The organism is Erythrobacter rubeus (genome assembly GCF_014705715.1).
Taxonomy (GTDB): Bacteria; Pseudomonadota; Alphaproteobacteria; order Sphingomonadales; family Sphingomonadaceae; genus Erythrobacter; species Erythrobacter rubeus.
In genome coordinates, this window is record NZ_JACXLC010000001.1 from 1,294,217 (window position 1) to 1,307,253 (window position 13,037).

The window sequence follows — 13,037 nt, forward strand, 5'->3', positions numbered from 1 at the left end:
GGAGGCAATCGCTGCGACCGCTGGAATGAAATCTGCTCCCGCTCGGCAGCCTGGAAAGATGAGTATGCGCGGGGTCCGACCCAATTCGTTGCGACTATTTTCTGGGACGGTCGCCCTTCACTCGCCTAATTAGGTGACCCCAGTTGATGGCGCATACAGCTGCAGATTGCTAGCACCCGGCTCGGGTCGTCCGCCTTTCACACTTCTGCAGGGGCCCACGGCTCGAACGTTTGTTCAATTCAATCGGCGCACCCAGTGGCGACGACACGACTTGGACGCGTATCGACGCGATCGCTCCGCGCGAGCGCGAAAATACGGGCTGTAGCGATGCCCAAACACACGAATATTTCAGTCAGCGAGTAGCAAATTGCATGACCATGAATGCTGGGGCTAGCTCATCCACTCCGGCTAGCAAGCTCGCTGATCCGCAGTCATCCCATTGGCCGGACCGTCACGACCCGTCTGAATTACAGTGTTCTCTAGTACTCCAATTCCTGACACCCTAAGTGCCACCTCGTCTCCGTCTTCGAGAAACACCATTCGCTCGAGACCACAGCCACCAGTCACTGTTCCGGAGCCGAGTACCTCTCCCGCGCGAATTGCCTCGCTGGCACTAACCCGCTCAATCATTGTCTCGAAGGAGTGGTGGATCATGCCCGAGTTGCCCGTTGAAACCACTTTCCCATTGATCGAGACTTGCATCTGGAGGTCGTAAAAATCGCCGATCTCGTCGAGCGTGACGATACAGGGCCCCATTGCGTTCGCCCCGTCGAAGTCTTGCCCTTCGCTGGCCCCAGAAATCCCGGCAATTCGTCAAATTGTGCATCGCGTGCTGAAAAGTCGTTCCAGATTGTGAAGCCGAAAATGTGCGAGCGTGCTTCCGCGGCATCGATGTCCTTTCCGCCATTGCCAATGATGCAGGCAAGCTCGCATTCGTAATCCATGATCGACGAATAGGCTGGCCATTCTATGGTGTCCCCCGGACCGGACACTGCGTGCCTGTTCGCCTTGTAATAAAGGGGTTGATCATACCAGGCTTGAGGAGGATCGCAGCGACCTTCGCGCTGGGCGATTTCAAGAGCTGCTTCGGGATCCTCGCCCGCACTCATGGCCTGCAGGCGCACGATGCCCTCCATTGACTGCCTTACATGCCCTTCAAAGCACATGAAGTCGCGCATCTGGACAGGCACGGGAATGGGCGCGAGCAGACGGATGTCTGGCGAAAGATCGACCGTTCGCGCGCTTGCCCTTGCGATGATTGCGCGCCCTTCGGCCCAGCATTCCGCACCTGCTTCTATGAAAGCTTGCGTGCTTAAAAAGACGCTGTCTGAGCTTTCCTGACTTGGGTCAAGAAGCCTGCCTTCGACCAGAAACCCCATGCGCGAATCTTCATTATTATTCTGAAATGTAACGACTTTCATTGACTTATCTCATCTAGCTGTGCGCCTAAATCGTGTCCCGCATAGACCCTCTTGACAATTCGTCATGAGATATCTCTCATAAGCGTGAGAGGTATCTCATGACAAGGCTGGATCTTACCGGCTTGCTTGGGGAGGGAGAGAGTGATGACGAAATCGATCTGGCTATCGTCGATCGGGCTTGGGGCGTTCATGATGTCGAATGCCGCACTTGCTCAAACGCAAGAGAACAGCGCGGAGACGGATGCCGCAGACACCACCATCGTCGTCACCGGTACATCCATTCGAGACGATCGCTTCCAAGCCGTCACGCCGGTCGACGTCTTCACGGAAGAGCAGATCGAACAGGCTGGCTTCGCGACTGTGACCGATCTGGTCCGCGAGATTCCGTCGAATATCGGTTCCGAAGCGAACCGCTCTGCATTCACCCAGAACAACACTCTTGGAACCGCGCAAGTCAATTTGCGCGGGCTGGGGCTTGGGGCGACGTTGGTGCTTCTCAACGGTCGGCGCAATGTCCTGTCGGCTACCTTTGCAAATGACGGAAGCCAGTTCGTCGATATCAACCAGCTGCCACTCGGCCTGATTCAACGGACCGAAGTCGTCAAAACCGGTGCATCGGCGATCTACGGGTCGGACGCTGTTGCCGGAGTCGTGAACTTCATCACTCATCGCAATTTCGAAGGGTTGGAAATCGACGCGCAGTTCCAGACAACGACCGAAGCAAGCCAGGAAGACATTGTCGTCAATCTCCTTGGCGGTTTTGGTGCAGGCGACACGCATTTCACCTTCGCCGCGACCTATTTCGACCGTTCGGACTTGCGCTTTACCGATCGCGATTTCACCGACCAAGGCACCGAAAACGAAATCGCCACGACCAAGCCGGGCGCCTTCCTGCTGCTCGCACCTCCGGGCAACCCCGCCTTTGCTGGCACGCCGGTGGGAGTGCCCTTCGCCGATCCGGGTTGCACGAGCGCAGGCGGAAACCCCGTGGCGACACCTGGCGGACAATTCTGTCAGGTTTCGGCGCGCGATCAATTTGCACTTGTCCCGAATGAAGAGCGGATTTCCGTCTACGGCGATATCCGGCACGAAAGCCCGAGCGGCTTCGAGGGCTTCGTCGAGTTACTCTATTCTGACAGCGAAGCGAGCGTTTCCGGCCGTCCTGCCGCGCTTCCTGGCGCGGGTGCATCGGGTGCGATCATCGTCTCGCCTGCCAATGCGTTCAACCCATTCGGCGCCCCTGCAGTCTTCATCGGTCGCCCGCTCGACCTGTCGGAGGCTACTGCTACCGACCGATCCGAAAGCGAGACATTCCGCGTTGCGGTGGGTGCGGGGTATGAATTCGACAGCAGGATCAGGATCGACGCATCCTATGTCCGGGCGGAGAACGATTTCGAGCTGGTCGCGAACGATCTGCTGGCCTCCGAATTCTTCATTCCCGGAACCAACACTGTCCGTAACGATTTCAACGTGTTCGCTACCGCGCTGACCAATCCAGCACAGGCAAACGATGCCGCTATCATCGACGCGGTTACGACCGAAGTTCCGTTTTCATTCGAGAGCAGTGTCGATGTCGTCGAACTGTCCTCCACCGGAGTGCTCGCCGAACTGGGGTCGGAGCCGCTGGGATATGCGGTGGGTGTGCAGTATCGCCGGAACCAGGCGAGTTTCGACGTGCCCGACCTTATCGAAAGCCCCGGTCAGCTCGTTTTCCTTTTCCCGCAGGCCGATTTTGAAGGCGAGGCGATCGAGGCGACTGCGATCTATGGCGAGCTGGCGATCCCCATTGGCGAGCGCATCGATGTACAGGCGGCGCTGCGCTATGAAAGCTATTCGGACGGGATCGGAGATACGCTCGACCCGAAAGTCGCAGTAACGGCGGATGTGACCGACGATCTCGTCGCGCGTGCTTCGTACGGAACTTCCTTCCGCGCGCCGACGCCATTGCAGACTGGCGGCCAGACCAGCCAGGTCGGTCCGATTGTCAATCCGTGCACCGGGCAACGCCTAGCCACCTCGTTCCTGACACGCGGCAATGGCGACCTTGAGCCCGAAAGCGCTTCGACTTTCTCCGCCGGCTTGGCCTACCGCCAACCCCGCGGCTTTCGCGCCAGCGTCGATTACTGGAATTACGACTACGAGGACGTGATTACGCGGCAATCTGTCGAGGCGGTCGCAGCAAACGCGCAGTGCGTTGAAGTCGCCCCAGGCGTTTTTGTGCCGGTAGCCGAGGGCATCACGCTCAATCCAGTGACCGGGCAGATCGCCGAAATCGCGGTGGATTTCGTAAACGCCGGCGGCATCGAGACCGATGGCCTCGACGTTGCTGTTGGCTACGATTTCGATCTCGGAGGCGCTGGAGGGCTTAGCGCAGATCTGGCCTTCACGTGGATTACCAGCTTCGATGTGTCGGAAACACCGGGCGCCCCGCTCGTTGACCGGCTCGGCAGTCGCAATGTGACGAGTTTCACTCGCCCGACGCCCGAGCTTCGCGGCAATTTCCGCCTCTCTTGGGAGCTGGACGATCACCGGCTCACCGCCATCGTCCGCCACACCGATTCCTATCGAGATGATCTCAACGCCGACGCGCGGATCGACAGCCAGACCACGCTCGATCTGCAATACGCATTTAATCTCGGCTCGCTGTTCTCGCAGCGCGACACCGAATTGCGCATCGGCGCGATCAACGTGACCAACGAAGACCCACCTTTCGTCAATGACCGCGGCGGCTATGATCCGCTTGTGGCCGACCCGCGCGGGAGGCTCGTCTACGTAGCCTTCTCGACGGGTTTCTGACCATGATACGCACTGCCGACCTTTCTGCGAACGAGTTTAAACGCAGCATCCGTGACGCGAGTCTTGAGTTGTTCGCCAAGGAGGGCGTGCAAGGAGTGTCTGTTGCGAAGATCTGCCGCCATGCGCAGGTCGCGAACGGAACCTTCTATAATTTTTACAAGAACAAGGGTGAACTGGTCGACGAGTTCCTGAAGGAGGCCTACTCCTCGCTTGCCGCAAAGCTACGAGAGGCCAATACGCTCGAAGGATCGGCGGCCGAGCTCCATCGCAACGATGTTAAGACCATCGTGCGGTTCACGGCCGAAAACCGCGCGCTCATTTCCATTGCCATTAATGACGAAGGCGCTCGCAAGCTGGCCGATCGCGACCTCCACGAACTTTTTGTCGAACAGCGGGCCGATGCCTTTCGCGAAGGCATGGCAGTTGGCTTCTACAGGCCGGGGATCAATCCCGAATTCCTTGCGCGGTGCGAGATCGGCTTGATGTCCGAGATGCTCAATCATTGGGTAGAAAGCGACCTCGCCATGCCGGAGGAAGAGCTGGTCGACGCACTCGTCGCCGTGCGTCTGCGACTGACCAACGGGCTTACGGAGCCGGAGCGACCCGATGGTTAGCCGCAGGACTGTTCTCGCAGGCCTCGGCGCCGCAGGTGTTGCCGGCGCGGGCTACGTGGCCGTCGACCGGATGCGCGTCGCACCCGAGCGGCAACGCATGACGCTCGCCACGACAGGCCGTCAGCCCAACATCATCCTCGTAACCTCCGATCAGGAACGCAGCTGGGATCAGATGCCGCCCGGCTTTATCGAAACGCACTGCCCAGCCCGCGCGAGGCTGGCGGCGCGGTCGATGAACTTCACCCGTGCGCAGTCACCCAGCCAGCTGTGCTCAACCGCGCGCGGTACGATCTATACAGGCCGCCACCCGCAGAATTCGTCGGTCTGGGAGAACGTGCCCATACCTTATGCGACCGATATGAAGGAGGCGATCCCGACGATGGGGACGCTGTTCCAGGACGCGGGCTACCAGACGGCCTATTGTGGCAAATGGCACCTCAGCCGCCTCGGCCAGCGCGGCGAACCTTATGCGCCGGAACGCGTCGCGGAAATCGTCTCGCAGGCAGGGTTCGACATCGCGCTGACCGAGAAGGAAGTCGACGGTCCTTTTGCGGGCTACCGCTACGACAGCAAGACGGTCGAGCAGGCGCTGGCTCAGGCCGCACGGCGCGGTGAGGATGGCAAGCCGCTCTTCATGGCGGTCAACCTCGTGAACCCGCACGACATCATGTATTATTCGTCTGGCGATGCGATGACCGCTTCGCGCAAGGTCGATTTGCAACCTATCATGCGGCCGCCGCGCGATCCGCTCTACGATGAGGATCTGGGCTACGACGTAATCGGGCCTTGGGGCCCAGCAACGCGCGCCGGGAAGCCGCCCGCCGTCGCCGAATATGTCCGCGCCTACGAGACGATCTTCGGCGAGATGGCCTATGACGACGAACGCGTCGCGCGTGACTTCCAGAACTATTACTGGAACGCGATCCGCGACTGCGATCGCAGCCTCGCCCTGCTGATCGACGGGCTCGAAGACATGGGCGCGCTCGATGACACGATCGTCGTTTTCACTTCCGACCATGGCGAATTCTTGGGTGCGCACGGTCTTCGCGGAAAAGGCGTCACGGCCTATCGCGAGGCAAGCGCGATACCGCTTATGGTTTCGGCGCCAGATGGTCCACGCGGTGAAACGAGCGATGCGCTTGTCAGCCTCGTCGATCTCGTTCCCACTCTCCTCGGCCTTGCCGGTATCGATACGGGGCCGGTGATCACCGAAGCGCAGCTTGCGGGCCAAGATCTCTCAAAGGTCGCGATGGGCGAAGCGGGCCCCGGTCCGCGGGATGAGGACGGTGTGCTGCTCCACTGGACCAGCCTTGCGTTCATCGATCACAAGGCGGCCAATGCCTTTGGCGATGTCGCGAGCCGCACCGGGCTGGGTCAGGCCTACGCCTATTGGCAGATGCAACGCAACGAGATGGCGGATGCGGCGGACAAGCGTGGACAGATGCGCGGCGTGTTCGACGGGCGCTACAAGTTCGCGCGCTATTTTGCGCCGAACCAGCACCACCGGCCCGATGACGCGGCAACGCTTACAGCGATGAACGACCTCGAACTGTACGATGTCGAAGCGGACCCGAGCGAGATCGTGAACCTCGCCGCCGACCCTGCTTCGGCCCCGCTCGTTGCGAACATGAACCAGAAACTCAACCGCCTGATCGATCGCGAAATCGGCGTCGATGACGGCTCCTTCCTTCCCGGTTTTGCGAGGGCATGACTATGGCAAGAGTGCTGCGCACCCCCGAGGATCGGTTCGAGGCTTTGCCCGATTATCCTTTTGCGCCGAACTACATCGATATCGACGATCCCGATCTGGGGCCCATTCGCCAGCATTATCTCGACGAGGGGCCGCAGGACGGGCCGCTCGTCCTCCTGATGCATGGCGAACCGAGCTGGTCCTACCTCTATCGCTCGATGATACCGCCGCTGGTGGAGGCCGGTTTTCGCGTCATCGCTCCGGACCTCATCGGGTTCGGCAAGTCGGACAAACCTGCTCGCAAGTCGGACTATTCCTATGCCCGCCATGTGGAGTGGATGCTGTCCTTCTTGGAGCAGCTGGACCTCGATAACATTACGCTCTTCTGCCAGGATTGGGGCGGACTGATCGGACTGCGCCTGGTGGCTGCCGAGCCGGATCGCTTCGCGCGGCTCGTCATCAGCAACACTGGTCTTCCCGAAGGCGCCCCGATGTCCAAGCAGTTCATGAGGTGGCGCAGGATGTCGCGGTATTCGCCGGTCTTCCCGATCGGCCGCATCCTCAACCGGGCCAGCACGCGCGAGCTCAGCGAAGGTGAAATGGCGGCCTACGATGCCCCCTTCCCCTCACGCAAATACAAGGCCGGCGCGCGCATTTTCCCGAGCCTGGTGCCAATTGCGCGCAACTATCCGGGCGCGAAGGACAACCGCGAGGCTTGGAAGATCCTGCGCACCTTCGACCGCCCTGTACTGACGCTGTTTGGTGACCAGGACCCGGTGACTGCGGGATGGGACGAGATCGTGCGCAACCGGATACCGGGTGCCAAGGGACAGGCGCATCGTACCATCGAGGGCGGGCACCACTTCATCCAGGAGGACGCCGGACCCGAGCTTGCCGAGGCGATCATCGGCTTTGCAAAGGGCTCCGAAACGCAAACGCAGGCACGAGAGGCTGCACAATGACGGCCCGATCGCATCCATCCATAGCCAAGGCGATCGACGTCGCCGATGTTCGTTTCGCGCTGCCGGATCTCGCCAAAGCGGAGGCATTCCTGATCGATTTCGGCTTTGCTGTCGAACGGAGCGATGACCGCCTGATCGCTCGGGGTGCCCATGGCAACATCGCCTATCTTGCCGAAGCATCAGACGACGATGAAGCGCGATTTGCCGGCTTCTCGTTTGCCGCCACCTCAGCGAACGAAATCGAAGCGTTGGCGGATGAGCTAGATGCCGAAACGCGTGAGAACGGCCAAGGATTGTCCGTCAGCTTGATCGATCCGGACGGGTTCAGCGTACGTGCACTCAACCCAGAGCACACACCCGGGCCAAAGGCTCCGCCTGTGGGACGCAATGAAAGCGGTACGCGCACCCGCACCCGATCGCGCCTCGCTGTACCCAAGGGTCCTTCGCAGGTGCTGAGGCTCGGCCATGTCGTGCTTCAGGTGACAGATTTCGAGAGCAGCCTTGCCTGGTATCAGGACCGTTTCGGGCTCCTCATGTCCGACCGCGTGCTCGGCCCCGACGGCAAGACGACGGTTGGCGCTTTCCTGCGCTGCGACCGCGGCGAGGAAGTGACCGACCATCACAGCCTGTTCCTCATGCAAAGCCCGGGCGGCGTCGCGAAAATCGAGCACGCGGCATTCGAAGTGGCCGACTTCGACAGTTTGATGGCGGGCGCAGATCACCTCAAGGCGCAGGGCTATGAACAGGAATGGGGCATCGGACGGCACCTGCTCGGCGCGCATATTTTCGATTACTGGCGCGACCCCTTCGGTTTCACACTTGAACACTGGACGGATGGCGACCTCATCGACTCCAGCGATCCGGAAGGCACGCATGACTTGATGGCCTTGCTCGGATCGCAATGGGGACCACCGCACGCAATGCTGGGAGGCGGAAAATGAAACTCGCAACGTTCCGACACGGAGGAAAAGTCGGACTTGGCGTAGTAGAGAGCGGTGACGGCTCTCCAGCCATCCGCGACCTACGCGGCGCAGAAGACATTGCGGGCGACATGATCGCTTTGATGAACGGTGGCGAAAGCGCGCTAGACCAGCTGCGCACAGCAGCGGCAGATGCGCCGGCCATCGCGCTCGATGAAGTGGAACTGCTGGCCCCCGTCCTCAATCCGGGCAAGATCCTCGCCATCGGGCTGAATTACGCCGATCACATCAAAGAGTCTGGGATGGGCACACCCGAGCACCAGATCTGGTTCAACAAGCAGCGCACCTGCGTGAACGGTCCCTATGCCGACATCAACATGCCCGCGGTCTCGGACAAGCTCGATTTCGAAGCCGAGATGGTCACCGTGATCGGCAAGACCTGCAAGCATGTGCCGCGCGAGCGCGCGCATGAGGTCGTGTTCGGCTTCACCTGCGGGAACGATGTTTCGGTCCGTGACTGGCAGCTGAGAACGCCCACGATGACAATCGGTAAGAGCTTCGACACGCATGGTCCCACAGGGCCTTGGATCGTTACACCGGATGAATTGGAAGATTGCCACAATGTCGGCTTCATCTGCACCGTGAATGGCGAGGAAAAGCAGCGCTCGAACACGAAGCACCTTGTCTTCGACGTCTACGACCAGATCGTCGAACTGACCAAGGCCTTCACGCTGGAGCCCGGCGATCTGATCTTCACCGGGACATCGGGCGGTGTTGGCGTGGCAAAAAAGCCCCCGGAATTCCTGGAGGTCGGCGATGTCGTACGGATCGAGTTCGACGGCATCGGCCATATCGAAAACCGGGTCGCCCGTGAAAATGCTGAGACGAGGATAGGCTGATGAGTGGCGATGCGGGCCTGACGCTGTATCACAACGACCTCTCCACCTGTGCGCAGAAGGTCCGTATCGCCTTGGCCGAAAAGGCGCTCGATTGGGAGAGCGTCGAGCTGGACCTGAGAGCGGGGGAGCAGAAGACGCCGGAATTCCTGGCGCTCAATCCGGCTGGTGTCGTACCGGTTCTCGTACATGGTGAGACGACTGTCACCGAATCCACGATCATCCTCGAATATCTCGAAGACGGCTTTCCCGGCAGGCCGCTCCGGCCCGAAAGCGCTGCGGCGCGTGCGTTAATGCGCGGATGGATGAAGCGGCTCGACGATCGTCTCCATGCGATGACCGGCGTGTTGTCCTTCGCGCTGGCGTTCCGGCACGAATACCTTGCTCTCCCGGACAAGGGCCAGAAGCTCATCGACGGCACGCCCGATCCGATGGCGCGTGCGGCGAAGATGGGCCTGATCCAGCAAGGCGCAGATTTTCCGGCAGTGGGTACGGCGCTTCAGGAATTCGATGCCGCACTCGGCGAGCTTGACGCGGTGCTGGCGGAATCGTCCAGAGGCTTTATCGCGGGCTCCTATTCGCTCGCCGAAGCTGCGTGGATTCCGTACGTCAACCGGCTTGAGCATCTGGGGCTTGGATGGCTTTGGGATGACAGGCAGCGCGTAGCCAAGTGGTGGGACGACGTGCGCGCGCGGGATAGCTATTCCGTCGCTATCGCCAATGTCGAAAAGCCCGACCGCGTGCGCCTGATGCACGAGAAGTCGGCGGAAGTGTCCGATCGTATGGCCAGCTGGCGCGAAGAGCTTGCGCAGGCCGGGTGAGCGGCCGCCCGAACATTCTGCTGATCATGACCGACCAGCACCGCGCCGACCATACCGGTTTCGGAGGCAATCGCGTGGTGCAGACACCGCATCTCGACGGGCTGGCTGCGCGCGGGACGGTGTTCGACAAAGCGTATGTTGCCAATCCGATCTGCATGCCGAACAGGGCCTCGATCATGACCGGCCTGATGCCCTCGGCACACGGTTCGACGATGAACGGCATTTCGCTCGACTGGGGCGCGCGCACCTTTGCGCGCAGTGCACGGGAGGCAGGCTATCGAACCGCGCTCATCGGGAAATCCCACCTGCAGATCATGAACGACGTGCCCGAGGCGACACGGCGGGTTCTGGGTGACGACCCCCTCGAAGATGGCATGGCGGCGAGCTGGCCGGAGGGCTGGGATGCGCTCGAAGACATGGACGCATGGCGCGCGGGCGAGGTTGAGGTTCCATCCGATTTCTACGGCTTCGACCATGTCGGCCTGACCATATTCCATTCGGATTTGTGCTCGGGCCACTATTACCGCTGGCTGCTAGATAAAGGGGTCGATCCAGAGACCTTGCAGGGGCCGAAGGTCGCGCGCGAAAGCGGGTTCGAAACGCAGCAGGTGTGGCACACTTCGACGCCCGAAGAGCTCTATCCTACCACCTATGTGGCCGAAGAAGCGTGCGCTTTTCTCGATACGCAGCGGGAGAGCGACGATCCGTTCCTCCTCAAGGTCAGCTTCCCCGATCCGCACCATCCCTTCACCCCGCCCGGCAAATATTGGGACATGTACTCGCCCGAGGACATCGAACTGCCGGCGACGTTTTTCGACGACCACGCCAAGTCACCCAGCTTCATTCGCTTGTTAGCCAGCGAGCGCGGGGACGGCGCCCATCTCATGATGCCGTTCAGCCCCACCGAAGCGCAGTTCAAACGCATGGCGGCCGCCGAATACGGCATGATCACCATGATCGACGATGCGGTGGGAATTATCCTCGGCAAGCTGGAGGAGATGGGGGTTGCGGACGATACGATTGTCATCTTCACCTCCGACCACGGCGACATGTTCGGCGATCACGGCCTGATGTTGAAAGTGGGAATGCATTACGAAGGCTGTATCAGGGTGCCGCTGGTTGTGGCTGGCCCCGGCATCGCCGCCGGACGCACCGATGCGCTTGCCTCGTCGACCGATATTGCTGCCACGATCATGGCAATGACGGGGAATCGCCCGAGCTACAATATGACCGGCCGCGACCTTACGCCTATCCTCGCGGACCACGACGCTAGAGTCCGCGACAGCATCCTAATCGAGGAAGAGCATATCTTCCCCGATCCGACTATCGGCGCACCGATTAATTTGCGCTCGCTCGTGACCGGGAACGCACGTCTTACTGTGCGGTACGGCAATGCTGGTGACGGGGAACTCTACCAGACCGATCAGGACCCCGACGAGTTGCACAACAGGTTCGGCGACAAAGATCATGCTGCGCTTCGCCAGGAGATGACCAACGCGCTCAATCAGGCGATGATCGAGGCTGCTCGAACCGTCCGCAAGCCGAAGGCGCAAGCATGAGCGATCAGGCGACAAAGCTGCCCGCGAAATACAAGCTCAGCTATGGCGTGAGCGAATTCGGCAAGGCGCTCTTCATTCACGGCCCGAACTTGGTCTGGCTTTTCTTCCTGACCGAGGTGCTGGACATTCCTCCTGCGACGGCAGGACTGGTCATCCTCGCACCGATGATCTGGGACGCCGTGACCGATCCACTGGTCGGATACTGGATGGACCGCACGCGATTGCCGTGGGGGAAATACGTCCCCTACATCTTCTTCGCGGCCCCGATTGCCTCGCTCGCCTTTGTGTTCTTCTTCACCGATTTCGGGCTTCAGGGGCCGGCAGCGGCATGGAGCGCGTTGTTGGTCGCGATCTTCTTCAGGACCGCGCTGACCGTAGTCGACGTGCCGCATAACGGCCTGATGGCGCGGGTCACATCATCGTCTTCGGAAAGGTCGGCTATTGCCGGGGCGAAGATGTTCTTCAACGCCTTCGCAATGGTCGCCATCGCAATCGCGGTTCGACCCATTCTTTCAGGCGATGGGAGCAATTACGACCGGTTCACGCTCTATGCTGGCATAGGCGCGGTCATCGCCGTCTTGGCGTTATGGCAGTGCGCCTGGTTCTTCCGGCGCCTCGATACCGTCGAGACCGGTCGGGGCGAGGCACAACTCACGCCGATGGAGGCGTGGTCGAACCTCAGCACCAATCACTATCTCTGGATATTGCTGGCCGTCGGGATCGTCGCGGTCATGTTGCTGCCGAGCTTTGCGAAAACGGTCCTATATTTCGCGAAGTACAATTTGGGCGATGAAGCTTTCGGCGGTATTGCGCTCTTGACGTTCACCCTGGCGACGGCGCTTTCCATTCCGCTGTGGGGTCTCACGGGGCGAAAGGTGGACAAGGCGCGTTTGCTTCAGCTTGCACATGCCACGATCCTGACGGGATTGGTCTTGTTCTATCTCTACGACGGTACCGCGAGGCCTGTGCTGCTCGGCCTCATGGCGATCATCGGTATCGGCGCAGGCGGCGCCAACGTATTGACCCTGGCGCTCGTGCCCGACGTCGTAGAATACGGACAATGGAAGACCGGCAAGCGGGTGGAGGCCGGAGTGTTTGGATGCTTCACCTTTTCCGCAAAAGCGGGGAACGGGCTCGGTGCAGGGCTACTGGGCCTTTTGCTTGGCGCAGTCGGTTTTGTCGCCAACACCGATCAGTCGCCGGAGACTCTGACCGGCATCAAGACCATCATGACGCTACTGCCCGCTGCGGGCTCGGCGATCGTTATCATGCTGCTGGCGCGCTTCGACCTCGGTCACGAGGCTCATGCCCGGCTGGTTTCGGAAATCGGACAGGCAGAGCCGGCGGGAGCGCGCTGA

General features: G+C 60.6%; 9 protein-coding genes and 1 pseudogene. 9 read left to right on the plus strand and 1 reads right to left on the minus strand.

Annotation, left to right across the window (positions count from 1 at the left end; all coding sequences use genetic code 11):
• Positions 1-408: 408 nt before the first annotated feature.
• Positions 409-1,421, minus strand: a pseudogene (locus IB285_RS14945) (fumarylacetoacetate hydrolase family protein).
• A 144-nt stretch (positions 1,422-1,565) separates the two neighbouring features.
• On the opposite strand from IB285_RS14945, the gene IB285_RS06355 reads away from it, so the two are divergent.
• Genes IB285_RS06355 through IB285_RS06395 form a run of 9 tightly spaced genes read left to right on the plus strand, consistent with a single transcriptional unit; the run spans position 1,566 to position 13,037 of the window.
• Positions 1,566-4,217, plus strand: a complete 2,652-nt coding sequence (locus IB285_RS06355) for a TonB-dependent receptor (protein ID WP_190787386.1) — start codon at positions 1,566-1,568, stop codon at positions 4,215-4,217.
• A 2-nt stretch (positions 4,218-4,219) separates the two neighbouring features.
• On the plus strand, positions 4,220-4,831 hold the full coding sequence (locus tag IB285_RS06360; RefSeq protein WP_190787387.1) for a TetR/AcrR family transcriptional regulator: 612 nt from the start codon (positions 4,220-4,222) through the stop codon (positions 4,829-4,831).
• Entirely contained in the window at positions 4,824-6,542 is a 1,719-nt protein-coding gene (locus IB285_RS06365) for a sulfatase-like hydrolase/transferase (protein ID WP_190787388.1), read from the plus strand. Before IB285_RS06360 ends, IB285_RS06365 begins: the two co-directional genes overlap by 8 nt.
• A 2-nt stretch (positions 6,543-6,544) precedes the next feature.
• A complete protein-coding gene (locus tag IB285_RS06370) occupies positions 6,545-7,483 on the plus strand; it encodes a haloalkane dehalogenase (RefSeq protein ID WP_190787389.1) in 939 nt (312 codons plus the stop codon).
• On the plus strand, positions 7,480-8,424 hold the full coding sequence (locus tag IB285_RS06375) for a VOC family protein (RefSeq protein ID WP_190787390.1): 945 nt from the start codon (positions 7,480-7,482) through the stop codon (positions 8,422-8,424). Before IB285_RS06370 ends, IB285_RS06375 begins: the two co-directional genes overlap by 4 nt.
• Positions 8,421-9,302 carry a fumarylacetoacetate hydrolase family protein gene (locus IB285_RS06380; RefSeq protein WP_190787391.1) on the plus strand — a complete coding sequence of 294 codons (882 nt, stop codon included), beginning with the start codon at positions 8,421-8,423 and terminating at the stop codon, positions 9,300-9,302. Before IB285_RS06375 ends, IB285_RS06380 begins: the two co-directional genes overlap by 4 nt.
• Positions 9,302-10,120 (plus strand): glutathione S-transferase family protein, encoded by an 819-nt coding sequence (locus IB285_RS06385; protein ID WP_190787392.1) that lies wholly within the window; start codon positions 9,302-9,304, stop codon positions 10,118-10,120. Before IB285_RS06380 ends, IB285_RS06385 begins: the two co-directional genes overlap by 1 nt.
• On the plus strand, positions 10,117-11,679 hold the full coding sequence (locus IB285_RS06390; RefSeq protein WP_190787393.1) for a sulfatase family protein: 1,563 nt from the start codon (positions 10,117-10,119) through the stop codon (positions 11,677-11,679). Before IB285_RS06385 ends, IB285_RS06390 begins: the two co-directional genes overlap by 4 nt.
• Complete coding sequence (locus IB285_RS06395) at positions 11,676-13,037, plus strand: MFS transporter (protein WP_190787394.1); 1,362 nt, start codon at positions 11,676-11,678, stop codon at positions 13,035-13,037. Before IB285_RS06390 ends, IB285_RS06395 begins: the two co-directional genes overlap by 4 nt.

Excerpts from the sequence above, each read along its gene's own strand:
- IB285_RS06375 (WP_190787390.1), top strand. The coding sequence starts at position 7,480 with ATGACGGCCCGATCGCATCCATCCATAGCCAAGGCGATCGACGTCGCC.
- IB285_RS06395 (WP_190787394.1), top strand. The coding sequence starts at position 11,676 with ATGAGCGATCAGGCGACAAAGCTGCCCGCGAAATACAAGCTCAGCTAT.
- IB285_RS06385 (WP_190787392.1), top strand. The coding sequence starts at position 9,302 with ATGAGTGGCGATGCGGGCCTGACGCTGTATCACAACGACCTCTCCACC.
- IB285_RS06380 (WP_190787391.1), top strand. The coding sequence starts at position 8,421 with ATGAAACTCGCAACGTTCCGACACGGAGGAAAAGTCGGACTTGGCGTA.
- IB285_RS06355 (WP_190787386.1), top strand. The coding sequence starts at position 1,566 with ATGACGAAATCGATCTGGCTATCGTCGATCGGGCTTGGGGCGTTCATG.
- IB285_RS06370 (WP_190787389.1), top strand. The coding sequence starts at position 6,545 with ATGGCAAGAGTGCTGCGCACCCCCGAGGATCGGTTCGAGGCTTTGCCC.
- IB285_RS06360 (WP_190787387.1), top strand. The coding sequence starts at position 4,220 with ATGATACGCACTGCCGACCTTTCTGCGAACGAGTTTAAACGCAGCATC.
- IB285_RS06365 (WP_190787388.1), top strand. The coding sequence starts at position 4,824 with ATGGTTAGCCGCAGGACTGTTCTCGCAGGCCTCGGCGCCGCAGGTGTT.